Annotated in this window: 24 protein-coding genes; 6 read left to right on the top strand and 18 right to left on the bottom strand. The window is 66.3% G+C overall.

Annotated elements, in window-relative coordinates; translation table 11 throughout:
* The first annotated feature begins 8 nt into the window (after nt 1-8).
* Nucleotides 9-389, top strand: a complete 381-nt coding sequence (locus CRO39_RS07085) for a hypothetical protein (RefSeq protein ID WP_097121163.1) — start codon at nt 9-11, stop codon at nt 387-389.
* 88 nt (nt 390-477) lie between these two features.
* Here CRO39_RS07085 and CRO39_RS07080 read toward each other — a convergent pair whose 3' ends face one another.
* The 3 genes from CRO39_RS07080 to CRO39_RS07070 form a co-directional block, all read right to left on the bottom strand.
* Complete coding sequence (locus CRO39_RS07080; RefSeq protein WP_097121162.1) at nt 478-831, bottom strand: DUF1304 domain-containing protein; 354 nt, start codon at nt 829-831, stop codon at nt 478-480.
* A 217-nt stretch (nt 832-1,048) separates the two neighbouring features.
* Entirely contained in the window at nt 1,049-2,227 is a 1,179-nt protein-coding gene (locus CRO39_RS07075; RefSeq protein ID WP_141400740.1) for an NAD-dependent epimerase/dehydratase family protein, read from the bottom strand.
* Nucleotides 2,228-2,249: 22 nt separating this feature from the next.
* Nucleotides 2,250-3,587, bottom strand: coding sequence for an NTP/NDP exchange transporter (locus tag CRO39_RS07070; RefSeq protein WP_097121161.1), 1,338 nt, complete (start codon nt 3,585-3,587; stop codon nt 2,250-2,252).
* A gap of 229 nt (nt 3,588-3,816) precedes the next feature.
* On the opposite strand from CRO39_RS07070, the gene CRO39_RS07065 reads away from it, so the two are divergent.
* Complete coding sequence (locus CRO39_RS07065; RefSeq protein ID WP_097121160.1) at nt 3,817-5,406, top strand: GMC family oxidoreductase; 1,590 nt, start codon at nt 3,817-3,819, stop codon at nt 5,404-5,406.
* A gap of 106 nt (nt 5,407-5,512) precedes the next feature.
* Here CRO39_RS07065 and CRO39_RS07060 read toward each other — a convergent pair whose 3' ends face one another.
* The gene (locus tag CRO39_RS07060; RefSeq protein ID WP_097121159.1) at nt 5,513-7,447 is read right to left on the bottom strand and encodes a M48 family metallopeptidase; all 1,935 of its coding nucleotides are present in this window, start codon (nt 7,445-7,447) and stop codon (nt 5,513-5,515) included.
* A 136-nt stretch (nt 7,448-7,583) separates the two neighbouring features.
* The gene (locus CRO39_RS07055) at nt 7,584-8,189 is read right to left on the bottom strand and encodes a LemA family protein (RefSeq protein ID WP_097121158.1); all 606 of its coding nucleotides are present in this window, start codon (nt 8,187-8,189) and stop codon (nt 7,584-7,586) included.
* Nucleotides 8,190-8,269: 80 nt separating this feature from the next.
* On the opposite strand from CRO39_RS07055, the gene CRO39_RS07050 reads away from it, so the two are divergent.
* Nucleotides 8,270-9,646: a serine hydrolase domain-containing protein gene (locus tag CRO39_RS07050; protein WP_097121157.1), complete on the top strand. Its 1,377-nt coding sequence runs from the start codon at nt 8,270-8,272 to the stop codon at nt 9,644-9,646.
* A 28-nt stretch (nt 9,647-9,674) separates the two neighbouring features.
* Here the strand turns inward: CRO39_RS07050 and CRO39_RS07045 are convergent, their stop codons facing one another.
* From CRO39_RS07045 to CRO39_RS07010, 8 genes are all read right to left on the bottom strand, one after another.
* Nucleotides 9,675-10,208, bottom strand: coding sequence for an SRPBCC family protein (locus CRO39_RS07045; RefSeq protein WP_097121156.1), 534 nt, complete (start codon nt 10,206-10,208; stop codon nt 9,675-9,677).
* A gap of 123 nt (nt 10,209-10,331) precedes the next feature.
* On the bottom strand, nt 10,332-10,760 hold the full coding sequence (locus CRO39_RS07040) for a histone (RefSeq protein ID WP_097121155.1): 429 nt from the start codon (nt 10,758-10,760) through the stop codon (nt 10,332-10,334).
* A gap of 1,113 nt (nt 10,761-11,873) precedes the next feature.
* A complete protein-coding gene (gene gcvH / locus CRO39_RS07035) occupies nt 11,874-12,266 on the bottom strand; it encodes a glycine cleavage system protein GcvH (RefSeq protein ID WP_097121154.1) in 393 nt (130 codons plus the stop codon).
* A gap of 85 nt (nt 12,267-12,351) precedes the next feature.
* Nucleotides 12,352-12,978 (bottom strand): 2-hydroxychromene-2-carboxylate isomerase, encoded by a 627-nt coding sequence (locus CRO39_RS07030; protein WP_097121153.1) that lies wholly within the window; start codon nt 12,976-12,978, stop codon nt 12,352-12,354.
* Nucleotides 12,975-14,081, bottom strand: a complete 1,107-nt coding sequence (gene gcvT, locus CRO39_RS07025) for a glycine cleavage system aminomethyltransferase GcvT (RefSeq protein WP_097121152.1) — start codon at nt 14,079-14,081, stop codon at nt 12,975-12,977. The genes CRO39_RS07030 and gcvT overlap by 4 nt, the downstream gene beginning before the upstream one ends.
* A gap of 65 nt (nt 14,082-14,146) precedes the next feature.
* Nucleotides 14,147-14,650 (bottom strand): hypothetical protein, encoded by a 504-nt coding sequence (locus CRO39_RS07020; protein WP_097121151.1) that lies wholly within the window; start codon nt 14,648-14,650, stop codon nt 14,147-14,149.
* Nucleotides 14,651-15,082 carry an NfeD family protein gene (locus tag CRO39_RS07015; RefSeq protein ID WP_097121150.1) on the bottom strand — a complete coding sequence of 144 codons (432 nt, stop codon included), beginning with the start codon at nt 15,080-15,082 and terminating at the stop codon, nt 14,651-14,653.
* Between the two features lie 3 nt (nt 15,083-15,085).
* A complete protein-coding gene (locus CRO39_RS07010) occupies nt 15,086-16,042 on the bottom strand; it encodes an SPFH domain-containing protein (RefSeq protein WP_097121149.1) in 957 nt (318 codons plus the stop codon).
* Nucleotides 16,043-16,163: 121 nt separating this feature from the next.
* Here CRO39_RS07010 and CRO39_RS07005 point away from each other — a divergent pair, with 121 nt between their 5' ends.
* Genes CRO39_RS07005 through CRO39_RS06995 form a run of 3 tightly spaced genes read left to right on the top strand, consistent with a single transcriptional unit; the run spans nt 16,164 to nt 18,695 of the window.
* Nucleotides 16,164-16,730, top strand: coding sequence for an RNA polymerase sigma factor (locus tag CRO39_RS07005; RefSeq protein WP_097121148.1), 567 nt, complete (start codon nt 16,164-16,166; stop codon nt 16,728-16,730).
* The gene (locus tag CRO39_RS07000; RefSeq protein ID WP_097121147.1) at nt 16,723-17,505 is read left to right on the top strand and encodes a hypothetical protein; all 783 of its coding nucleotides are present in this window, start codon (nt 16,723-16,725) and stop codon (nt 17,503-17,505) included. The genes CRO39_RS07005 and CRO39_RS07000 overlap by 8 nt, the downstream gene beginning before the upstream one ends.
* Nucleotides 17,506-17,534: 29 nt before the next feature.
* The gene (locus tag CRO39_RS06995) at nt 17,535-18,695 is read left to right on the top strand and encodes a PDZ domain-containing protein (protein ID WP_097121146.1); all 1,161 of its coding nucleotides are present in this window, start codon (nt 17,535-17,537) and stop codon (nt 18,693-18,695) included.
* A gap of 330 nt (nt 18,696-19,025) precedes the next feature.
* Here CRO39_RS06995 and CRO39_RS06990 read toward each other — a convergent pair whose 3' ends face one another.
* The 5 genes from CRO39_RS06990 to CRO39_RS06970 all read right to left on the bottom strand — a co-directional run bounded on the left by CRO39_RS06990 (nt 19,026) and on the right by CRO39_RS06970 (nt 24,282).
* Nucleotides 19,026-19,991 carry a DUF6607 family protein gene (locus CRO39_RS06990; RefSeq protein ID WP_097121145.1) on the bottom strand — a complete coding sequence of 322 codons (966 nt, stop codon included), beginning with the start codon at nt 19,989-19,991 and terminating at the stop codon, nt 19,026-19,028.
* Complete coding sequence (locus CRO39_RS06985; protein WP_097121144.1) at nt 19,988-20,635, bottom strand: ChuX/HutX family heme-like substrate-binding protein; 648 nt, start codon at nt 20,633-20,635, stop codon at nt 19,988-19,990. Before CRO39_RS06985 ends, CRO39_RS06990 begins: the two co-directional genes overlap by 4 nt.
* A gap of 5 nt (nt 20,636-20,640) precedes the next feature.
* Complete coding sequence (locus CRO39_RS06980; RefSeq protein WP_097121143.1) at nt 20,641-22,875, bottom strand: TonB-dependent hemoglobin/transferrin/lactoferrin family receptor; 2,235 nt, start codon at nt 22,873-22,875, stop codon at nt 20,641-20,643.
* A gap of 143 nt (nt 22,876-23,018) precedes the next feature.
* A complete protein-coding gene (gene hemP, locus CRO39_RS06975) occupies nt 23,019-23,219 on the bottom strand; it encodes a hemin uptake protein HemP (RefSeq protein WP_097121142.1) in 201 nt (66 codons plus the stop codon).
* Between the two features lie 91 nt (nt 23,220-23,310).
* A complete protein-coding gene (locus CRO39_RS06970; RefSeq protein ID WP_097121141.1) occupies nt 23,311-24,282 on the bottom strand; it encodes an aldo/keto reductase in 972 nt (323 codons plus the stop codon).
* Nucleotides 24,283-24,407: the final 125 nt, after the last annotated feature.

Below are 24,407 nucleotides of genomic sequence, written 5' to 3'. Positions count from 1 at the left end.
GGGCCGGCATGTCCAAACAACTGTTGATCCAGCTGGCGGGACTACACAGCTTTGGCTTCGCGCTGTTCCATCTGGCGTTCTGGAAGCTGTTCCAATGGCCTCGCGCTCTTTCTGAAACCAATGTCGCCACCCGCGCAGTCACCCAGATTCTCAATCTGCGGCTGATTTACGTTTTTGCCGGCGCCGGCGCCGCATGCCTCGTTTTTACCGATGATCTGCTACGCACGCCGCTAGGCAATGCGCTGCTGGGGTTCATGTCGCTGTTCTGGGTTGGCCGCACCATCGAACAGTTCGTATTCCTGCGCATCAATAGACCGTTGGTGCACATACTGACCGCGCTGTTCGTACTGGGCGCGTTGCTGTTCGCGCTGCCGCTGTTGTCCGGGTAGCGACTCCGCCATGCCGGGCAGGCAAGTCGCTGTGGGCTCTGCTGACGGACTGTTGCGACTGACATCACTCCTACAAGAGCGGGCTGGTTCAAAAGGCCACCAGCACAGCCGCCATTGCCGCAATGGCCGGGACGCCCTGTACGAAAAAGATGCGCTTGTTGACGCTGTATGCGCCATAGAGCGCAGCGACGATCACGCAGCCCAGGAAGAACAGCACCACGTTCCACTGCGCTGTGACCAGGCCCCATACCAGGCCGGCGGCCAGAAAGCCGTTGTAAAGGCCCTGATTGGCGGCCAATACGCGGGTGATTTCCGCTTTGTCCGGTGTGTTGCGGAAGGTCTTCAGCCCCAGCGGCTTGGTCCAGAAAAACATTTCCAGCACCAGGAAGTACAGGTGCAGCAGCGCGACCAGCAGCACCAGTGCACAGGCAAGCAAACTCATGCGAATCTCCCCACGCGGATTTGCGGCAAGCATAGCGCCAGTGGGCGGCGGCGCCCAGAAACCTGCTCGCATATCTGCGTCCCGGCGGCTTTCAACCGCAGGAATGGCTACCGCAAACCCTCCATATGGAAACCCGGACCTTTCCTGGCATGGCTCGATGGCAGGCACCGCACCGCGGGAACGCCACGGCTCTCGTACCCCGCCGCAGATCGCGTTGCTACGGCTTGGCGCTCGCATGCCAGGCTTTCAGCACCTCGGCCTCGCGTTCGGGGGAAATACCGGCCTTGGGTTTGGCGCGGCGTTCTTCCGGCAACGATAGCCACCATTGCAGCGTGTCGCGTACGGTGGCTTCCAGCGGCCGGTACTTCAGCCCCGCCGCCTGCGCGCGGACCGTGCTGCGCAGGCCGAATGCCGCGTATTCGCCGGTCGGCGGAATCCAGGCTGGCATGTCCTGCCAGGCGCTGACCTGTTGCTGTTCAAGGAAACCGGCCGGCACCCAGGTCACGCTGGAGCTGGCTGCTGCCGGCTGCTCGCAAGGCGCACGCACGCACTGGATCCGGTTGGCCTCCGTAGCGGCCTTCTGGCAGGCCGCCAGCACGGCGCCCATCGTCAGCTTGCCGGCCGGCGCATCGGCATTGAAGACATCGAAGTTGCGGGTCTCGAACAGATGGACGAGGAATTCGGCCAGATCGCGCACGTCGATGACCTGGGTTGGATTATCGGCCGCACCTGGCGCAAGAATCTCGCCACCGCGCGCCGCGCGCGCCGGCCAGTAGGTGAAGCGGTCGGTGGTATCGCCGGGGCCGACGATCAGGCCGGGCCGGACCACGGTGGTACGGCCGGGCAAGGCCGCTTCTGCCGCCTGTTCGCACAATGCCTTCAGGCCGCCATAGGTTTCGCCGGTGATCTCGGTGACGGTAGGGTCCGCCAGCGTGGCCACCGCCGCGGTTTCGTCGGCATGGGGCGTGCTGTTGTCGGCATAGACCGAAATGGACGAGATGATGAGGTACTGGCCCACGCGCGGGGCCAGCAGTTCGGCCGAGCGCTTGACATCGGCCGGCAGGTAGGCGGACGTATCCAGTACCGCATCCCAGCGCCGCTCGCCTTCCAGCGCCGCCAGATCGCTCTTGCGGTCGCCCCTGAGTTGCTCGATGTCCTGGAACTCCTCGCCGCTGAAGCGGGTGGGATTGCTTTTGCCGCGGTTGAACAGGGTCAGCTTGTGGCCGCGGTTGCGCGCGGCCTCGACGAAATGCGGGCCAAGGAAACCGGTACCGCCCAGGATCAGAATGTCCAGCGGTCCGGCGGATTTCCGGCCAACGGCACGGGCGGCGCCGGGCAACGCCATCCAGGCGGCGGCAACGGAACCGGCGGCCAGGAAGTCGCGGCGTGAAGTCATAAGAAACTCCGGTAGGCGCCGCTCAGGCGGCGCGTTCGGAAGGCAGCTTGGACTCCTCGCGCAGCAGCCGCCATGCGCCGAAAGTCATGCCGGCGGCGATCAGCAGGCCGGCCCCGAACACCACGTTGGAACCGAACGCCGACAGCAGCTTGTGCAGCCAGACGAAGCTCAGGTCGCCGCCCCGGTAGACGACCGTATCGATCGCCGCGCCGGCCTTGTAGCGCCACTCGCGGCCAACACGGGTATAGATGGTTTCACGCGCCGGCTTGGCCAGGCAGAACTCGCTGCTGCGCGTGACCACCTGGACGATGGCCACGATCATCGGCAGCGGCGAGGCCGACAGCACCGCATAGCCCAGTATGATTGCAGCGCCGGGAATCAACAGGGCTGGGGCGATGCCGAAGCGCGACATCAGCCATCGGGTCACCAGCAACTGCACGGTCAGCGTCAGCGCGTTCACCGCAAGATCGATGCTGGCGTAGTAGGCGGTCGCGGCCTGCGCATCGGGATAGAACTTGCGCACGATCGCTGCCTGTTCGTTGTAGAGCAGCGTGCCCACGCCCACGCCCATCACCACCAGCACCGCCATCCAGCGCAGCAATGGCTCGCGCGCTACCAGCTTGAGGCCGGCCAGGATCTCGCCGCCCATCGGGACCTCGCCGCTGGCGGTGCGGCGCTCCTGCTCGCGTGCCACCGCCCACAGACGCAGGCGCAACAGGCAGACGATGCAGGCGAAAAGAAAGCCGGCCGACACCAGCATCAGGTTCGCAATGCCGATGCGTTCGACGAAGGTGCGGGTGAGGATGGGACCGAGAATGGCGCCAATGGTCCCTGCCGCGCCGATGTAGCCGTAATACCTGCGCGCCTCGGCGTTGCTGTACACATCGGCCATGAAACTCCAGAAAACCGCCACCGCGAACAGATTGAATACGGTAATCCACAGGAAGAACGCCATGCCGCGACCCGGCACCCCGCTGTCGAACAACACATAGAACACCAGCAGGGTGGCAATGAAGAAGCCGTATACCGCCGGCAGAAACACGCGCCGCGGGTAGCGGCTGACCAGCCAACCGTAGGCCGGCTGCAGCAGCAGCATGATGATGAAGGTGCAGGTGAACAGCACCTGCAGGGTGAAGTCCTTCAGCGCCATCCCGCGCGCGGCGAAGAACTCGATCATGGCCGGCGGGAAGATCGCCTGCACGTCGGCCGAGGCTCCCATCGCCTCGCGCACCGGCCGCAGTACGTAATAGCCGCTGAGCAGGCAGAAAAAATACAGGAACGACCAGAACAGCGGTGGCGACTCGCGCAACGCGGCGCGGAACCGTTCCAGCGCGTGCGGTGTGCCGGCTGAAGCGTTCAAGCGGGCACCCTGCCCCTGTTTTGGTGATTGTCAGCCCACATTCGCGCGCAACCTCGCCGTCGTTACGCGCGCACGGTATCCGATGCACTGCAACATCGCCAGCGGTTTCATGGCCCGCCGTGTTCCAGAACCATGCGTTTGCGGCGGTTCGAATGCGTACGGCATCGCGCCGAGCATTTGCTCTACCCCCGCCGGCTAGCTTCGGCCGGTCTTCGGAACAGGTTGCTGCGTGTACGACATCATCATCATCGGCGCCGGTTCGGCCGGCTGCGTGCTGGCCAACCGCCTGTCCGAAGACCCGAATTGCCGTGTGCTGCTGCTGGAAGCCGGCCCGCGCGACTGGCACCCGTTCATCCACATGCCGGCCGGGCTGGCCAAGCTGGTGGGGCAGAAAGGGGTGAACTGGAATTACGACACCGCACCGGAGCCGCAACTGGGCAACCGCCGCCTGTGGTGGCCGCGCGGCAAGGTACTGGGCGGTTCCAGCTCGATCAATGCGATGTGCTATATCCGCGGCGTTCCCGCCGACTACGACGACTGGGCCGGCAACGGCGCCGAGGGCTGGGGCTGGAACAGCGCGCTGCCGTACTTCAAGCGCTCCGAGCGCAACGCGCGGGGAGCCGATGCGCTGCATGGCGGCGATGGCCCGTTGTACGTCTCGGACCTGCGTTACACCAATCCGTTGTCGGCGGCGTTCGTCGAGGCCGGAGCGCAGGCGGGCTACGCGCGCAACGATGATTTCAACGGCCCCCACCAGGCCGGTTTCGGCTTCTATCAGGTCACCCAGAAGGACGGTGCGCGCTGCTCCAGTGCGGTGGCCTATCTCAATCCTGCCCGCGGCCGGCCCAATCTGCATATCGTCACAGGCGCGCTGGTGCGGCGCGTGCTGCTGGAAAACGGCCGTGCCATCGGCGTGGCCTATGCCCGCCGCGGCCGCGAGATCCAGGTCCGTGCCGAACGCGAGGTGCTGCTGTGCGGCGGCACGATCAATTCGCCGCAGCTGTTGATGCTTTCGGGCATCGGCCCGGCTGCCCAGCTGCGCCAACATGGCATAGGCGTGCAGGTGGACGCGCCGCAGGTCGGGCAGAACCTGCAGGACCACCTGGACATCTGCACCTTGCAGCACTGCACCCGACCCGTCAGCTACGACCGCACCAGCGAAATCAGGACCGCCCTGGACTACTTCCTGCGCGGGCACCGCGGCCCGGGCAGCAGCAACATCGCCGAGGCTGGCGCGTTCGTGCGCTCGCCGCTGGCGCCGGACGGGCGAGCCGACATCCAGCTGCATTTCGTCCCGGCGATGCTGGACGACCATGGCCGCAATCGCCTGGCCGGCGACGGCTATACGCTGCACGCATGCTTCCTGCGCCCGCGCAGCCGCGGGCGGATAACCCTCGACAGCGCCGATCCGCGCGCTGCGGCCCGTATCGAGGCGAACTATCTGAGCGATCCGGAGGGCTTCGACCTGAAGATGATGGTCGAATGCGCCCGGTTGTCGCGCGAGCTGTTCGCGCAAGCGGCCTTCGACGATTATCGCGGCGCGCCGATTTTTCCGGCGCGCATGGACCTGTCCGATGCCGAACTGGCCGACTTCGTTCGCGCCAAGGCCGAGACCGTCTACCACCCTGTGGGCACCTGTCGGATGGGCAGCGACGACGGCTCGGTGGTGGATGCCCAACTGCGGGTGCGCGGCGTCGATGGCCTGCGCGTTGTCGACGCTTCGGTGATGCCGGCGCTGATCGGTGGCAATACCAACGCCCCGGTCATCATGATCGCCGAGCGCGCCGCGGATCTGATCCGCGGCAGGACGCCGCTGTAGGGCTCAGGACGGCTGACTGTAGGAACGAAGTAAGTCGCGATGGGCTTTCCCATGAGAGCTTCATCGCGACTTACGTCGCTCCTACAAAGGGGGGGCGACGCTCAGCCTAGCTCCGCTCCAGCATGGCCGGCAGCGGGCAGTGCAGCACGCCGCAGATGGTACGCAACAGCTCGGCCTCGGCCACACTGACGCGGCCATCGTGGCTGACGGCGGCGGTAATGGCTTCCACCATCACCTGCTTGGCCAGCGGGTCCAGCGCGTCCAGCGGCTCCCACACCTCATCCAGCGCCTGCACGCCCTGGCCAGGCGGCGCATACGGCATATGATCGCGCGGCAATATCCGTTGCAATCCGGCCAGGTAGGCGCGTTGTGCTTCTGCCGGTTCCGCATGACCGGCCTGCGCCACCACCGCCAGCAGAATCGCGAACTCGCGCTTGACGTTGCCCGGCTTGCGCCGTCCGAAACTGGCATAGCGCGCCGGGTCCAGCGATTCGCGCAGTTGCACCTGCAACAGCCGCGCCAGGCAGTATTCGAACAGCGACACCTGGCCATCGGCATGCACCACCGCTTCCACCGTGTCCAGGAACGTTTCCAGTTGCGGGCGCGGGCGCATCCGCAGGACCGGAAACACCAGTGCGGCCAGCGGCAGCCGCAGCATCGGATGCAATGCCTGCAGTTGTTGCTGGCGCAGCTCCGCGGCCTGGCGGGCGATGGCCTCGCCCATTCGCGACGTGATTTCGACGCGCTGTTTGCCGGCGATTCCCTCGCCATCGTCCAGCAGCAGCGCCAGCAACAGCGGCATCGCCTGATCGCGCTGGCGGGCCAGCGTGCGCAGCGCCGGGGTCAGCGTTTCCACCAGCGTGTGGGCACGGCGATAGTCGTCCTGGGCCGGCGTGGCCACCTGCGCGGCCACCATTGGCGGGGTGATGTCGAGCGAGTGCATGGTCGCCGGCAGCGGCTGCGGCATCGCTACCGGCCGCGATGAAGGCTGGGCCGGGGCGAATCCCATCGCGATGTCTTCCTGCAGCCCGTCAGGCGGCGCCACCGACCAGCGCCGCGACAGCTCCTGCAACTGCTGCGGGTTGAACAGCGGGTCAAGCTTGCGGATGCGCTCGATCAGCGGCGGATGGGTGGCGAACAGGCTGGAGAACGCCACGCCTTCGCCGAACAGCATATGGCTGACCTCCTCGGCCTTGCCCTTGTCGCTGAGCTGCGAACCCTCGTGCAGGCCGCCGATCTTCTTCAGTGCGCCCGCCAGGCCGACGGTCTGGCGGGTGAACTGCACCGCCGAGGCATCGGCCAGCATTTCGCGCTGGCGGCTGACACCGGCCTTGATCATGCGGCCGAAGAACAGGCCGATGCCGCCGACAATCATCGCCACCAACGCGACGATCAATACCGCCTGGCCTTCCCGGCCGCGTCCGGCGCGGCCGTAGATCAGTACGCGCTGGCCGATGATGCTGAGCATCATGATGCCGAACAGCACGCCCATCAGGCGGATGTTCAGGCGCATGTCGCCGTTGAGGATATGACTGAATTCGTGGGCGATGACGCCCTGCAGTTCGTCGCGGTTGAGCCGTTCCAGCGCCCCGCGGGTCACCGCCACCGCCGCATCGGAGGGCGAATAGCCGGCGGCGAAGGCGTTGATGGCGCTCTCATGCTCCAACACATACAGCTTGGGCGCGGGAACCCCGGAGGCGATGGCGATCTCCTCGACGATGTTGCGCAGCCGGCGCAGCTGCGGGTCGGAGGTGTTTTCCGGCACCTCGCTGCCGCCCATCTGCAGGGCCACCGTCTCGCCGCCGCCGCGCAGCGACGCCAGCCGGTACAGCGAGCCCAGGCCGATGACGGCCACCGTGGCCAGCGTGGCGAACGCCAGCAGGCCCACCATCGAGCCGCCGCTGGCGCCGCGCAGGCCGCCGAACACCACCACCACGGCCACGTCCACCGCCACCACGATGCCCAGCACCGCCAGCGCGAACAGCACGATCATCCGCGTGGAACTGCGGCGCGCGGCCGCCTGGTGCTCGAAGAAGTTCATCGGAAAGCCGGGAGTGGAGAATCGGGAGTCGGGAATCGGGAGGAGGCCGGTGCCATGGATGGTTCAGGGCAATCCCGAAGCGCGGCCGAAGCCAGCCAGGTGCTCCGCCGATTCCCCATTCCCGATTCCCGGTCGCTCAGAACTGCACTTTCGGCGCTTCGCGCACTTCCGCCTTGTCGGCCGGAATGTCCAGCAGCGCGGCCGGGGTGAAGTTGAAGGCGCCGGCGATCAGGCTGGCCGGAAATACCTCGCGCTTGATGTTGTAGGCCATCACCGCGTCGTTGTAGGCCTGGCGGGCGAACGCGACCTTGTTCTCGGTGCTGGTCAGCTCTTCGGTGAGCTGCATCATGTTCTGGTTGGCCTTCAGATCCGGGTAGGCCTCGGCGATGGCCAGCAGCCGCCCCAGGCCCGCATTCAGCTGGCCCTGGGCGGCGGCCAGTTGCGCCATGGCCGCCGGATCGCCCGGATTGGCCTTGGCCGCGGCCAGGCCGGACTGCGCCGCCGACCGCGCGGCAACCACCGCTTCCAGCGTCTGCCGCTCATGGCTCATGTAGGCCTTGGCGGTTTCGACCAGATTGGGAATCAGGTCGAAACGGCGCTGAAGCTGAACGTCGATCTGGGCGAAGGCGTTCTTGAAGGCGTTGCGGGCCGTAATCAGGCCGTTGTAGATGCCGACGCCCCACAAACCGACGACCACGGCCAACCCAATGACAATCATCAACAAGATGAACAAGATGGACATGGAACTTCTCCCCGTTTGTGCAATCAGAAAGTGCGGAGCTATTATCCGGACAGCTACAGCTTACGCAGGCCACGCGCACGATGAAAGACAAGCTTATCCGGTGCAGGCTGCAATCGGTGCGCATGGGACTGGCGGGCATGCTGCTGCCGCTGGCGCTGTCGTCCACCGCACAGACGCCGTCCAACTGGAATCCCTCGCCGGTCGCTTCCGCGCCGCACTACGAATCGCCGACCCAACCGCGCGCCTACCAGGTTGCGCTGAGCCAGCAACGCGTGCTGCCGCCGGCGCAGGGATTCGATGTGCGCATGTTCGAGGCGATGGCCGAGGAGCTGACCTACGGCCACCGCGTACCGGGCCTGGCGATGGCGATCGTGCAGAACGGCCGCGTGCTGAGCGCCCGTGGTTACGGCGTGACCGATGTGGTCAATCCGCAGCCGGTGGATTCGCATACCGTGTTCCGGCTCGCGTCGCTGTCCAAGGCCTTCGCCGGCACCATGACCGGACTGCTGGTTTCCGACGGTTCGCTGCGCTGGGACAGCAAGGTCAGCGATTACGTGCCCGGCTTCCAGCTCAGCGACCCATGGGCGACGCGGCGAGTCACCGTTGCGGATCTGCTGAGCCATCGGGTCGGGCTGAAGAACTACAACGCCTTCGACAGGGATATCGAGGCCAATGCCGAGTACTACCACGTTTCGCAGAAGCTGTCCTCCGCGCCGCTGACCTGCGCGCCGGGGCAGTGCTATGCCTACCAGAACGTCGCCTTCAGCCTGATCAGCGACGTGGTGTTCGCCGCCAGCGGCAGCTTCTACGAACAGGCCGTCGAGCGCAGGCTGTTCAAGCCGCTGGGCATGAACGATGCCAGCATGGGTCTGGCCGGCATCCAGAGCAGCGCGAGTTGGGCGCGCCCGCATGTGCGCAGCCGCAACGGCTGGGTATCGCTGACGCCCAAGCCCACCTACTACCGGCTGGCGCCCGCCGCCGGCGTCAACGCCAGCGCCAGCGACATGGCGCAATGGCTGCTGGCGCAGACCGGCCATCGCCCCGACGTACTGCCGGCGCCGCTGCTGGCCACGCTGCATGCGCCAATCATCGCCACCCCCAGCGAAATGCGCGCCGGCTGGCGGCGGGAGCGGATCTATTCGGCCAGCTATGCGCTGGGTTGGCGCGTGTTCGACTACGGCGGACAGAAGGTGGTTTTCCATGCCGGCGCGGTGCAGGGCTACCGCGGCCTGGTCGCGATGGTGCCGGAACGGGACCTGGGCGTGGCAATCCTGTGGAACGGCGACAGCAACGTCCCTTCCGGACTGTTGCCGACCATCCTCGACAAGGCCCTGGGGCTTCCGCTTCAGCCGTGGCTGGATACGCCGCTGACCGATGAGCTGCTGATGGCCGGGCCCGCCGCGCCGGTCAACGACAGCGGCAGATCAGCAACCCGCGCCGCCGCCTCTCCCGATTGAATCGAGCTGCCGGCACCGGCAGCCTGGTTCATCGCGGTTCGCTTTCCAGCAGCGCTTTCAGCTTCGCCAGGCCTTTTTCGTAGTCGCCACCCACCATCTTTTCGAACAGCAGCCCCATCCAGCGCGCGAACGGGTTGAAACCGTGTTCGGTATCGAAACTCCACGTCAGCCGGGTGGCGCTGCCCTCCGGGACCAGCGCATAGCTGGCGGTGGACGCATCCCCGCCGAACTCCAGCGCCACCACGATACGGCTGTGGGGAACGCTTTCGCGGATGGTCTGGCTGCCGCTGCCGACCGAACGGTCGCCAACCCAGCTCATCTTCGCGCCCACGCCATGGCTTGGACCCTCGAATGTGTAGGCCGCGTCCGGGTCGTACTCTGCCCACGGCGACCATTGATTGAAGCGCTGGAACGAGTCGAGCACGGCAAACACCTCCGCCGGCGGCCGCTCGATGACGGTGGTCCGTTCGACATGCGTACTGGCCGGAAGCAACAGGCCGCCAGCCACCAGCAACAGGCCCAGCAGCAACAGAATTCCCAGCAACCATTTCAACAGTTTCATCGCTCCGCCCCTTGCGGCCTGCCCGTAGAACCTGCGGCAAGGCTACACCGCCGGCCATAAAAAAACTCCCTCCCCGCTGGGCACGGGGAGAGAGTCTGATGGATACGGCTAATCGGGGCTGGCTTAGATCAGCGGAGCCGGGGTTGCCGGCAGCGCGACCGGGGCCGCTTTCTTTCGGGCTTTCTTGGCAGGCTTCTTGGCGGCCTTCTTCGCAGCCTTCTTGGCTGGCTTCTTCTTGGCTACTTTCTTGGCAGCCTTCTTGGCGGTTTTCTTGGCAGCCTTTTTGGCGACCTTCTTGGCTGGCTTCTTCTTGGCTACTTTCTTGGCAGCCTTCTTGACCGACTTCTTGGCGGCCTTCTTCGCCGGCTTCTTGGCTACTTTCTTGGCAGCCTTCTTGGCGACCTTTCTCACCGCCTTCTTGGCCTTGGCGACCTTCTTGGCGACCTTCTTGGCGGCCTTCTTCACTGCCTTCTTGGCTGCCGATTTCTTGGCGACCTTCTTGGCGGCTTTCTTGGCGGCCGGTTTTTTCTTCGCAGCTTTCTTCGTTGCCATGTGATGGCTCCTCGTCAATGAACTATGGATTGTTACGTCTGCTTACAGCATTTCTGCCCGGAGGCAGGCCCAGTTGCAAGAGCGCCGCGGGAGTCGGACCCGCAGGCAGCCGCCGGCACGCCAGGCGCACCGGTACGGATTGGATAGGGGCCGGCACCGCCGAATCATGGCCCCTCACATATACGAAAACACCCGCGTCGCAGAGCGGCACGGGTGCGTTGTCGGAAGCGAAATGCGTTTTCTCGGGGGAAGCGAGGCCTGCGTCCACCATGGCTTTGGCTTGGACGGTTGGCGCTATTGTCTCTCGCGCTGTCGTGTTGATCCGGCTCACTCGCTTTCGCAGGCATCTTCTGCTGGGCGAAACCTAATCACGCTTTTTCAAGGTGTCAACTGTTTTGCGAAACTTTTTTTTACCGCGTCGACGGCAGCTACCGGTCGTCCGCCCATGGCGAAGGCGCGCTGCGCGTGCGCCTTCGCCGAACGCGGCCGCACCCGCATCTTCGCGCAGAAAAAAAACACCTATAAAACTAGGCGTTTTTTATTTTCCTTTCGGCACAACGCGCCTTGCCTACGGCTGGCGCTTGCTTGTGCCGCTACTTCGCCAGGCCGCTTCGGCGTCCTAAACGGCAGCTAAAAAAAAAGTGATTTCCGATTGCCGATTTCGCGTCGCACAAGCCCGATTGCGCGAATTTGCGCGAACTTTTTTGCCTTCGCGCGGCACTGCCGGCAGGTATCGATGCGCGCGAGTCGCATCCCGATCCGCATCGGCGGCGGCGGCGGCGACACGCCGGCGCGAGTTTTTTGACGCCCGCAAACCGGGCGTCGCATTCGCTACCGGCGCTGTTCGACGCTGGCGGGTTGAACCATGCCGTCCGCAAACGCCCGGCTCCGATGCGAGCCATTCGCATGCGCGCAAAGCCGACGCCAAGGCGGCATCGAGGCATGCGGCGCAAACCGGTGGCTCAACGGCAGCCGGATGCATTCGCCTACCGTTCGTCGGCAGGCACGGCGCCGCCGTGGGCAGGATTCGGAAAGCGGCCATCGCCGGCATACGCCGCAAAGCAAACCGGCCGCACAAGGCGGCCGGTCGTGGCGCAGGAAGACCCTGGGATTTCAGTCTTCGTCTTCGAGCAACTCGGCGTAGTCGTCCGGCCCCAGCAGATCGTTGATCTGGTCCGGGTCCTCGATTTCCAGCACAAAGATCCAGCCTTCGCCATAGGCGTCTTCGTTGATGGTTTCCGGCTTGTCGGCGAGCGCGGTGTTGACCTCGACCACGGTGCCGGTGAGCGGGCTGTAGACGTCGGAAGCGGCCTTGACCGACTCGACCACCGCGCTGGCGTTGCCGGCTTCGATGCGGTCGCCGACGTTGGGCAGTTCGACGTAGACCAGGTCGCCCAGCAGGCCTTGCGCATGGTCGGAGATGCCGACCGTGACGCGGCCGTTGCCTTCAACGCGGGCCCATTCGTGGGATTTGAGGAATTTGAGATCGCCGGGAATCTCGCTCATGTTGGCACTCCGGTTTTTGCGTGTGGGCGGGGAACGGGTGGGTAGTTTAGCGGAGTAAATCGCCGGGGGAAGGCGGCAACGGATTTCAGTGGGCGCGGTAAGGGGGGCGGGCGCTCTGCAGCGCCTGCCCGAGCATCTCGATGCGGTCCTGTCCCCAGAACGCTTCGCCGGCCAGCACGTAGCCGGGCACGCCGGGCAGATCCGCGGCAGCGGCCGCTTCGGTATTGGCGCGGTAGGCGGCCTGCACCGCTTCGCCCGATGCCAGCGCCAGCACGGCGTCGGCATCATGGCCGGCCCTGGCCAGCAGTTCGGCAATCGTTTGCCGGTCGGCCAGGTTGCGTTCGTCCACCCACACCGCACGGAACGCATCGCGGATATAAGTTTCGGGATCGCGCTGCAGCCGGGTCAGCGCGATCGCCGCGCAGTCGGCCAGCGAACCGTCGACCGGAAAGAATGCCGGATGCAGGTTCAGCGGCAGTCCGCGGGCCTGCCGCCAGCGCTGCAGTTCCAGCAACCGGTAGCGCTGGCGCGAAGGCGTCCGTTGCCCCAGCGGCACTCCGCCAGCGGCAGCGAAGACTTCCAGCAGGCGCACCGGCCGGTAGGCCACCGTCGCACCGTGGCGATGCGCCAGGTCAAGAAAGGCCGCATGGCCCAGATAGGCGTACGGCGATACCAGGCTGAAGTAATAGTCGACTTGCGCGCCCGCACTCACTCAAGCACTCCCGGTTGCGGCTGGCCCTCGCGGACGAACGGGAACTTGACCACGCGTACCGGCACTTCCCTGCCGCGGATGTCCACCCGCACGTCGCCGGGAGCGCCGGCCGGCACGCGCGCGAACGCGATCGCCTTGCCCAGCGTCGGCGAGAAGGTACCCGACAGGATCTCGCCCTCGCCATTGGCGGTCAGCACTTTCTGGCCATGCCGCAGCACGCCTTTTTCGTCCATCACCAGACCGATCAACTGGCGCGGCGCACCGGCAGCCTTCTGCCGTTCCAGCACGCTGCGACCGATGAAGTCGCGGCCTTCGTCCAGCGCGACCGTCCACGCCAGCGCCGCTTCGTAGGGCGTCGCCGATTCATCCATGTCCTGGCCGTACAGGTTCATGCCGGCTTCCAGCCGCAGCGTGTCGCGCGCGCCCAGGCCGGCCGGTTTGACGCCGGCTTCCAGCAACGCATTCCAGAACGCCACCGCACTGGCCTGGGGCAATACGATCTCGAAGCCGTCCTCGCCGGTGTAGCCGGTACGGGCCAGGAACAGCGGCACGCCATCGCCGGTGACCGCTTCGATGGCGGCGAAGCGGCCGAGCTTGCCGGCGGCTGCGCGGTCGGATTCGCGTAGCAGCGTCTGCACCTTGGCGCGCGCGTTGGGGCCCTGTACCGCGATCATCGCAAAATCCGACCGTTCGCCGACCTCGACTTCGAAGGCGGCCGCCTGCTGCCGGATCCAGGCCAGGTCCTTTTCGCGGGTGGCGGCATTGACCACCAACCGGAAGAAGTCGTCGGCCATGAAATAGACGATCAGATCGTCGATGACTCCGCCCCGCTCGTCCAGCATGCAGGTATACAAGGCCTTGCCCGGACTCTTCAGCTTGTCCACCGAGTTGGCCAGCAGCCGGCGCAGGAACTCGCGCGTGCGCGCCCCGCGCAGATCGACCACGGTCATGTGGCTGACGTCGAACATGCCGGCATCGCGACGTACCTGGTGGTGCTCTTCGATCTGGGACCCGTAGTTGATCGGCATGTCCCAGCCGCCGAAGTCGACCATCTTGGCGCCGAGCGCGCGGTGGGTGTCGTTGAGGATGGTCTTCTGGATCATGACGGGTTCCCGGCTCAAAGACCGGCATTATCCCAGATGGCGCAGGCGCGCGCCGCAGCGCCGCGTCAAAGGCCGAAGTAGGCTTCGTTGATGCAGTCCACCTTGCCCGCCGCCGGCACGAATTTGCCGCTGGCCAGATCCAGCCGGCGCGCCCAGGCGACCTCGGTCAGGAACTCGTGTGCCGGGTCCTGGCGCACGACCGCCGCCAGCATGCCGTCGTCATGGCCATCGACGCGGCAAGTGCCGGTCTGCAGATGGAACTGCTCGCCGACCTTGGGATAGGGCTGGGCATCGGTGATCTCCCACAACGCCTGCTGGCCGTCGCGGCCGGCCAGGCGGGCGGCGACGATGTAGCGCGGCGCCGGTTCGGCATCGGCGTCGTCCGCCGCCTCGGCCAGCAACCCGATCGAATAATCGCAAACGCGATCATAGTCGCTGGAATCGGACAGGCAGCTGCCGCCGATGTCCTGCAGTCCGTCCGGATACGGCGGTACGGTGCGGCCAACCAGCCCGCTGGCCCATCCGGTCGCCGGCACCGCGGCGAGCAACCACCACAGGCACCAACGCATCTAGGCCTCCTGCACCTTCAGCGTCATCCCATCCACGGCGATAACCCGCACCGGCGTGCCTGCCGGCAGATCGGGACCCTGCACCACCCAGTACGCATCGCCCAGCTTGACCCGACCGCGGCCGCCAGCGATCGCCTGATCCAGCGGCGCGACCAGGCCGATCAACTGTTCGGCGCGGCGGTTGAGCAGCGGCTTGTCGCTCTGCCGCGCATGCGCGCGGAACCATTTACGGTAGATCTGGATCGAGACGAAGCTCAGCACGACGAAAGCCGCCACCTGCGCCAGCAGCGGGATTCCCGGGATCAGCAGCACGCCCAGGAACAGCGCGACCGCGGCAAAACCCATCCACAGCATGAACGCGCCCGGTGCCAGCGCCTCGGCCGCAAACAACAGCAGCGCTATCGCCGCCCAGCTGACCACATCCCAGCGCATGGCTCAGCCTCCCGCCCGCGGCGGCACGCGCGGCGGCGCGGCCTGCTGCTTGCCCAGCGCCTCCTTGGCCAGTTCGGCAATGCCCGCGATGGAACCGATGATGCCGCTGCTTTCCATCGGCATCAGCACGAACTTCTGGTTGGGTGCGGTGGCCAGTTCCTTGAAGGCCTCCACGTACTTCTGCGCAATGAAGTAGTTGATCGCCTGCACATCGCCCTTGGCGATCGCGTCGGACACCATCTCGGTCGCCTTGGCCTCGGCCTGGGCCAGGCGCTCGCGCGCCTCGGCATCGCGGAACGCGGCTTCCTTGCGACCCTCGGCTTCCAGCACTGCGGCCTGCTTCTCGCCGTCGGCGCGCAGGATTTCCGATTGCCGGGACCCTTCGGCTTCCAGGATCTGCGCGCGCTTTTCGCGCTCGGCCTTCATCTGCCGGGCCATCGAGTCGATCAGATCGCGTGGCGGCTGGATGTCGCGGATTTCGATGCGGTTGACCTTGATGCCCCACGGGTTGCTGGCCTGGTCGACCACGTTGAGCAGCTGCGCGTTGATGGTTTCGCGGTTGCTGAGCGACTCGTCCAGGTCCATCGAACCGATCACGGTACGGATATTGGTCTGCACCAGCGCAATGGTCGCAATCTCCAGGTTGGACACTTCATAGGCGGCCTTGGCCGCATCGAGCACCTGGAAGAACACCACGCCATCCACTTTCACCACCGCGTTGTCCTTGGTGATGACCTCCTGGCTGGGCACGTCCAGCACCTGCTCCATCACGTTGACCTTGCGGCCGACCCCATAGACCACCGGGATCAGGAAGTGCAGGCCCGGGGTCATCGTGTGGGTGTACTTGCCGAAGCGCTCCACCGTCCACTCATAGCCCTGCGGCACCATCCGCACCGCCTTGAACAGCACGATTACCCCGGCGAACAGGATGATGAGCGCCAGAAAACTTGTCTCGAACATGCCAACTACCCCTTCCTTTCCCTAGATATGGAGCGAGTATAGACGTACGCCAGCGGCCGGGATCCGGTCCGGACGCCGACGGTTGCGACGGTTTTGCCCGGTGCCGCATCCAGAGAGATACATGCCGCCCGTCTCCAGCTTCGCCATCGATGTACCCGACACCCTGCTCGACCGCGCCCGCGGCGGGCGGCAGGACGCGTTCGAGCAGATTTACCGCCGCTTCGAACGCCCGGTCTTCACCCTGGCGCTGCGCATCTGCGGCGACCGCGAAGAGGCTGCTGAAGTACTGCAGGACACCATGTTGAAACTGTTCCATCACATCGGCGACTACCGCGGCGGCAGCCCGTTCTGGGGCTGGCTGCGCCAGATCGCGGTCAACGAGGCGCTGATGCGGTTGCGGCGCCAGCGCCGGCTGGTGGCGGAAATCAACGTCGAAGAAGACGAGTTGCCCGGCGACAGCGGTCCCCTGCCGCCAGCCGCGGCCGATGCCGCACTGCTGCAGCGCGCGCTGGCGAAGCTGCCGGCCACCACTCGCAGCGTGCTGTGGCTGTATCACGCCGAGGGCTATACCCATGAGGAGATTGCCGGCCTGATGCAGCGCACGCCCAGTTTTTCCAAATCGCAACTCGCGCGCGGCACTCGCCGCCTGCGCACACTGCTGCAAATCGAGGAACCCGCCCATGCCTGATGCCAATGCCCCTATCGATGTCCCCGGCGACTGGCAGCAGGCGCTGGCCGCACTGCCGCTGGAGTCGCCGCCGCCCGGCGGCTGGGACCGCATCGCCGGCCGGTTGCCGCCGGTGCGACGCCGCCACCGGCGCTGGCCGGTTGCGATGGCGGCTGCCGCAACGCTGGCAACCCTGGCCGTCGTGCCGCTGCTGTGGTGGAGGGCTTCGCCACCGGCACCCACTGCGCCGGTGGCGACAAACCCGGCCGGCCCGCGGCCGGCAACCGAGACCGCCGCCGTTGCCGCCATGCCGGAACCGGCGGCCGAACCAGCATCAGCGTTGTCGCCGGCGACTGCGACGGAACGATTGGCGGATTCCCGCGGCAATCCGCCCGCGGCTGGCGCGACCGCCACGCCGGCGCCGCAGCGGACTACGGACCGGCCGGCGCGCGCCGCCGCGGCCGCCGATGCGCCGGCCACCGGCGACAGGGCGGTGGCCGGCACCGAACCGGCGCTGGAGGCGCTGTACCTGGAGTCCGCGCATCTGGAATCCCTGTTGGCCCAGATGCAGGACGAGCGTGTCGCCAGCGGACCGGCGATGGCGATGACCGTGGCGCTGCAGGACCGCATTGCCGTCATCGATCACGCACTGTCGCAGCCAGGCAGCGACGTTCCGCAGCGCGAACTCTGGCAGCAACGCGTCGATGCACTGCGGCAACTCGCCGGCCTGGAGGGGACCCAGCGCTGGCTGGCCGCCAGCGGCAATGCCGGCAGCGACAGCCTGCATATCTATTGAACCGAAAGCGCACCAGTCATGAGGTCAGCATGAAACTTCGCCACTCCTTTCTTTCCGTCTCGCTGCTGTCGGCCAGTCTGCTGTCGGCGGGCCTGTTGCTGGCGCCGGCCGTGCGCAGCCAGGACACCGCCGACGCCACGCGCCGGCAGGAGCTGGCCGCCGCCCGCGCCGAACTGCAGCGCGCCGCCAAACGGGTCGCCGAACTGTCGGGCGGCGCCGGCCGGCGCGGCGCGGCGATGGCGTTCGAGCGCAGCATCGAACGCAAGCCGGTCATCGGCGTATTGCTGGCGCCCGACCCCGAGGCGGGCGTCCGCGTCACCGGGGTGACGCCGGACAGCGGCGCGGCCAAAGCCGGCCTAAAGGCCGGCGATCAGCTGCTGCGTATCGGCGGCAAGGCCATCCAGGGCGATAGCGGCGAGCAGCGCAGCGAACGCGCACGCGCCGAACTGGCCGACCTGAAAGCCGGCTCGCCGATTTCGCTGACCTATCGCCGCGATGGCCGCGAGCGCACCGTCCAGGTCGTGCCGGAAATCGGCCAGCCGGTGATGGTGTTCAACTTCGGCAATGATGCAGTGGCTGCGCTGGATGCGCAGGCGCTGGCAGAGCAGGTCCGCGGCAGCCTGGCCTCGCTCGACGAACTGGACATCGACATCCCTGCGCTGACGCTGGGCATCGTCCCGGAAGTGCAGCAGGAGCTGCAACGCCTCGGCAACCCCGCCTGCAATGGCAAGGACTGCCTGCTGCCGGCGCTGACCGAAGCGTTCCGCTGGAACGGACTCAATCTGGCGTCGCTGGATCCGCAGCTGGGCCGCTACTTCGGCGCCGACCGCGGCGTGCTGGTGCTGTCGACCGGTCCGGAACTGGAAGGACTGCAACCTGGCGATGTGATCCGCAAGGTCGATGGCAAGCCGGTATCCACACCGCGCGAGGTGATGAATGCCTTGCGCGGCCGTCCGGCCGACAGCCAGTTGGGAGTCGAATACCTGCGCGACCGCCGCGCCGGCAATGTGCGCATCACCATTCCCAAGGCAATGCCATTGCGGATTCCATTGCCTGCTGTCCCGCCCGCGCCGCCTGCACCGCCGGCACCACCGGTTGCGCCGAAGCCGGCGGCGGCGCCAAGCGCGGGCTCGCTGCCATCCGCTCGCATCACCCAACGGATGTCGATTGCCGCTGGCAGAGCGCTTTGAACAGAGCCGGAACGATCAGAAGCGAACAACCAGAAAGCTGTCCATTCCCCTACTCCCCCGCGGCCCGCGGGGGCTTTTTTTTTTGGGGGGGGGGCTCCTCCAGCGAGAAAAGTCTTTACGAGGAGGTCGGTGGCCATCGGTTCCTGGACAGGTTTCCGGGTTCGGGAAAGAAATTCCGAAGCCTAAAAAATTTTTGTGGGAGCGAGGTAAGTCGCGATGAGGCTATACCGGGAAAGCTTCATCGCGACTTACGTCGCTCCCACAGGGAGGCTCTACTTCCCCTCACCCTCAAGAAAGGCGATTCCTTCCGAAGAGCAGGCTCGAAGCGCGTCAGCGCGCCGCCGACGCCGCCGGCGCAGGTTCGACCCATTGTTCGAACACGGCAGCGATGTCGGCATCGGCGACCGATTTGCCGGCCTGCACATCGCCGGCCTGGGTGAACAACGGAACGATCATCGCCATGCCGTCGACCTTGGTCTTCAGGTGCACGCCTGGGGCCTGATCCAGGTAACGGTCCCAGTGGCCGCGCACCTTGGCCCAGTAGTCCCGGGTCGCATTCCAGTAATCGTAGGCGGGCCTGAAGTCGGTTTCGCTGGTCTTCTGGTAGTCGTTGAAACCGAACTCGCGCGCGATCTCCTCGTGGCTGCCATCCGGCTTGCGCAGCACCTTGGTGTTGAACTGCTCGTGGGTCCATCCGTTGGGCGTCAGGGTGTGCCGGTTGACCACCGACAGCGCGTTGTAGTCGCTGCGCTTGGTGTATTCGCGCCGCGGCAACGGCCGCCAGCTCGGGTCGCTGGTCCAACTGGCGATGCCGTTGGCGTATTCCCAGCGCCCGCTGCCGCAGTAGCGCGGCGCATCGCTGACTTCATAGACGCACTGGGTCCAGGCACCGTCGGCGAGGCCGGCCGGAATGGCGCGCACCTGCCAGGTCTGATCGGCGGTGAACTCGAAGCGTTGCCGCGCCTGATACGTCCAGTCCTGCCGCCAATGCTTGGTGACATGGCCGCTCTTGGGATCGACCAGAATGTGCTGCAGCACGATTTTCTTCGGTACGCCGTCGACCGATGAATCCTCGACGACGATGACGGTCTCGTCGCCGCCGCTGCGCATCGCCGGCTGGCGCTGGTAACCGGGCTTCAGCAGCACGGTTTCGTCGAACGCGAAGTCGACCAGGTATTCGCCCTGCATCGCCAAGATCGACCGGCGATCGCGGGCAGCATCGTCCGCCCCGGGCGATGCGGCAAGGACGGGCGAACAGATGCCCAGCAGGGCGGACATGGCTAGCGGCAGTTTCATGGTTGCGTTCTCTGGTTGGGGATGACCCAGGTGCCGGCGTTGCCAGCATCGGGAGTTGAGGTTGTTCGCGCGGATGCCGTACGCGCCGCAGCGCCTGCGCAACAGCAGTCGTCCACCGGCAGTTCCCCTTCGGAGCCTTCGGCCAGCAGGATGCGGCGGGCGGTGGTCGCGCCCAACGGCGATATCCGCGCAGGGCTGGCGGCCAGCGCCCACGGCCCGGCCGGGTTGTGCAACAGATGCAGACGCAATGCGGACGCGCGCCATTTCTCGCCGAGCAGGCGACCGGCCAGCCTTCGCCACAGGCGCTCGCCTATGCCGCCGGCCGCTTCCGCTTCGCGGCAAGGCGGCAGCGTCGCCAGCAACCTGTCCCAGGCCAGAAAGTCGCTGTCCGGCAACAGGTACAGGCGCCAGCAACAACGGCCTTCGCCATCGAAGAACAGCAGGCTTTCGCACAGGCCGTCGCTGTCGACGCCGGCGCGCACCTCCGCACGTACCGCCTGCGTCCAGCCGCTCAGTTCACCGCCATGCTGGGGCCGGTACAGGCACAGCACCGTGCCCAGTGCGGCCAGCAGCTGCGGTTTCGGCAAGTCCGGCGGCGTCTTGGCGGCGGCGCCGGACGCCTCTGCCCGCAACACGCCGGCCATCGCCGCTACCACTCCACCGACAGGCTGGCGGACAGGTTGCGGCCGGGGCTGCTGTAGCGATCCAGCACGGCACTGCCGGCGCTGACCAAGGCGATGTCGCCGGCATCGAAGTACTTGCGGTCGGCCAGATTGAAAACGCCAACGTTGAAGCGTGCGCCGGGGGCGAAGTTCCAGTGCGCGAACAGATCCAGCACCGCATAGCCGCCCTGGCGGTAATACTGCTCCGCGTCGGAAACCCGACGCTTGCGGTCGACGAAGCGGCCGGCCAGTTCCGCACCCCAGACGCCGCGCCCGTACGCCAGTCCCAGCGTCGCGGTCAGCGGATCCACACTGTCCAGCGGCACGTCATCGGTCTTGTCCTGCCCGCGCGACCAGGCCGCCGCGCCGCGCAGCGACCAGCCATCCCAGGTTTCGGACAGCCTGCCCAGATCGACGCCGGCTTTCAGTTCGGCGCCGTAGATTTCCGCCTCGGCGATGTTCTGCGACTGGTAGACCCACAATCCGTCCGCGTTGCGTCCGATCAATCGCATCGAGTCGATGAAGTCGTCGTAGCGGTTGTAGTAGCCGGCCAGGCTGGCGTAGACCGCTCCGCCCGAGAAGCGCAGGCCAAGTTCCACCCCGTCGCTGGTTTCCGGCTTCAGATCCGGGTTGGCGATGGCGGTGTAGCCGAACATGACATTGGTGAAGCCGATGTTGACATCGTTGTACGGCGGCGAGCGGAAGCCGCGCGCATAGCCGCCGAACAGCGACCAGTCGCCGTTGAAGTGCCAGACCATGCCCAGCTTGGGCGACACGCTGGTCTCGCTGACATCGCTGGCGGCGACGCCGGGATTGTCCTCGGCGAAGATGTTGTCGACCTCCGGCTTCAGCCGGTAATGATCCACGCGCACGCCCGGCACCAGGCGCAGGCGGCCGTCGGCGAATGCGATTTCGTCCTGCACGTACAGCGCCGCGGTGGTGGTCTTGCTGATCGGGAAGTCGCGTACCGGAAACACGTCCGGCAGCATCGCAGGCGTGCTCGCGCCGGTCAGCGGGAAGGTGCGCAGGCCGTCGCGCTTCTGCCGCGTTTCGGCCCGGGCGACGTCCAGTCCATAGGCCAGATCGTGCTGCGCGCTGCCGGTGGAAAAGCCCTTGCGGACGTTGGCCTGCAGGCCGTATGTGCGCTGGTCGAAGTTGAATTCGCGCTCCCTGATGTCCCGCAGGGTCGGTGCCGGCAGGGTGCGCTCCTCGCGCGTGTACTGGGTGGTCTCGCTGTCCTGGCGGTAGATTTGCCAATCCAGGCTGTCGGCGAAACCGGCTCCGACCGCATCCATCTCGTGCGCGAACGATGCGCGGGCGCGTGTCTGGCGGTCGCGCGCGGTCTGCGAGTCCACCCACGCGGTGGCCGCGGGCTGCTCGGCGCGGTTGGTATGTGCGGTCAGCACATCCGTGTCGGTGCTGTCCTCGTTGCCTTCCACGGTCAGCTTGAACCGCTGGCTTTCGCTGGGCGCGAACACCAGCTTGGTCAGCAGGCTGCGGCCATCGCGCTCCTGCGGGTTGGGCCGGGTGCGCGCGGCGCCGACGCCGCCGACATCGCCCTGGTTCTCGGTTGCCTTGCCCTGGCGGTGGCCGACCGCCACCAGACCGCTCCAGCGCTCGCCGCCGAAGGCTGCGGTAGCGCCGCCGAACAAACCGTCCCAGCTGCCTTCGTAGCCCAGCTTGAAACCGAAGTAGGCGTCCTTGCCGTCCTTCAGGTAGTCCGAAGGATCCTTGCTGATGAACGAGACCACGCCGCCCAACGCATCGGAGCCATACAGCGAACTGGTCGGCCCGCGCACGATTTCCACGCGCTTGAGCGTATCCAGATCGACGAAGTTGCGGTTGGCGTTGGAAAAACTGCCGATGGAGAACGCGTCCGATACCGGGATGCCGTCGGTCTGGATACGTACCCGGTTGCCTTCCAGCCCGCGGATGCGGAAACCGCCCAGACCGAAGCGGCCGAAGCTGGAGGTCACCGACACGCCCGGCTCGTAGCGGACCAGGTCCTTGATGTTGCGGATCAGCCGGTCGTCCATCTGCTCGCGGTCGATCACATCGACCGTGTTGGGCACATCGGCGACGGCGCGTTCGGTGCGGGTGGCGGTGACCTGCACGCGGTCGAATTCGTGCATTGGCGCGTCGGCGGCATCGGCAGCGGTATCGGCCCGCGCAGTCGCGGCCAGCGCCAGCCACAGGGCCGACGTCAAAAGGGTATAGCGCATCGCTTTCACGGTTCCTTGGCAGATTGCCTGGCGGGCTGGCGTGACGATGGCTGGCGCCCAGGGGGAGAGATGACTTGGCCGGTCGCACCTGGACCGACGACTGCGGTCTTTGCCGCAGTCGGTGGTGTGGCGACCTGCCGGACCTACTTGGTCAGAATGAGCTTGTCGTTGCTGGTGTGGCGCAGCCGGTAAACCCGGTCGCCGTGGCGGATCAGGATCTCGCGGCGGCCCTTGAGCAGGCTGTCGCTGTCCAGGGCCTCATCGGCGGGTTGCGGTTGCGGCGCGCTGCGGGCGCGCAGCGACAGGGTTTCGGCAGTGGGCAGATGGGTGATGCGTGCGGTCATCCGGGTAGCTCCGTGGCGGAACGGATTCAGATGATAATGATTCTCATTACTTAGTCAATAGTCGCCCAGCGGCAGCCCGGCAGGCGGCAACTCAGCCGACCGCCGCTTCCAGCCGCGCCCAGACGGCATCGTCATAGCGCTGCACCAGATCCAGCGCCGACAGGTTTTCCAGCAGTTGCGGCAAGCGGCTGGCGCCCAGCACGACGGTCGACACGTTCGGATTGCGCAGGCACCAGGCGATCGCCAGCGGGGCCGGGCGTTCGCCGACCTCTGCGGCCACCGCGGCAAAACCGCGGGCGCGCTCGAGCCGGCGTTGGCCGCTGTCGCCGACGACCAGCTTCTGCAGCCAGCCGTGTTCCGGTTCGCCGAGCCGGGTCTGCGTACCGAAATCCTGGTCGTACTTGCCGGTCAGCAGCCCCGAGGCCAACGGCGACCAGGTGGTCGTACCCAATCCCAGTTCGGCGTACAGCGGGGCGTATTCCAGTTCCACCCGCTGCCGGTGCAGCAGGTTGTACTGCGGCTGCTCCATCGTCGGCCGGTGCAGATGATGGGCACGGGCGATCCTGGCCGCTTCGCGGATCTGCGCCGCCGGCCATTCCGACGTGCCCCAGTACAGCACCTTGCCCTGCCGGATCAGATCGTCCATCGCCCATACCGTTTCCTCGATGGGCGTGTCCGGGTCCGGACGGTGGCAGAAATACAGATCCAGATAGTCCACCCGCAGCCGCTTCAACGCCGCGTGGCAGGCTTCGACCACATGCTTGCGCGACAGCCCGCGCTGGGTTGGCGCCGGGCGATCGACCGCGCCGAAATAGACCTTGCTGGAGACGCAGTAGCTATCGCGCGGCATGCGCAGTTCATGAAGGGCATCGCCCATGACCCGCTCGGCCTCGCCATGCGCATAGGTTTCGGCATTGTCGAAAAAATTGACGCCGTGGTCGCGCGCGGCGGCGATCAGTTCGCGCGCCCGTTCGCGGTCCACCCGGTGGCCCAGGGTCATCCAGGCGCCGAACGACAGTGCGGACAATGGCAAACCGGACGAACCCAGGCGGCGGTACTGCATGGCGGACTCCACGGCCGGCGGCGGCGCGTCACGATGGAATGAGAAGAGTTTACCCACGCCTGCAGCCGGGCTTGTACAATGCGCGCTCTTCCTTCCGGGGAGTAGCCCATCCGTTGCGTGCGGGA

Origin of the sequence: Pseudoxanthomonas wuyuanensis (assembly GCF_900215535.1) — a bacterium.
In the GTDB taxonomy this organism is placed as follows: domain Bacteria; phylum Pseudomonadota; class Gammaproteobacteria; order Xanthomonadales; family Xanthomonadaceae; genus Pseudoxanthomonas_A; species Pseudoxanthomonas_A wuyuanensis.
This window is presented reverse-complemented; position numbering and strand designations above follow the sequence as displayed.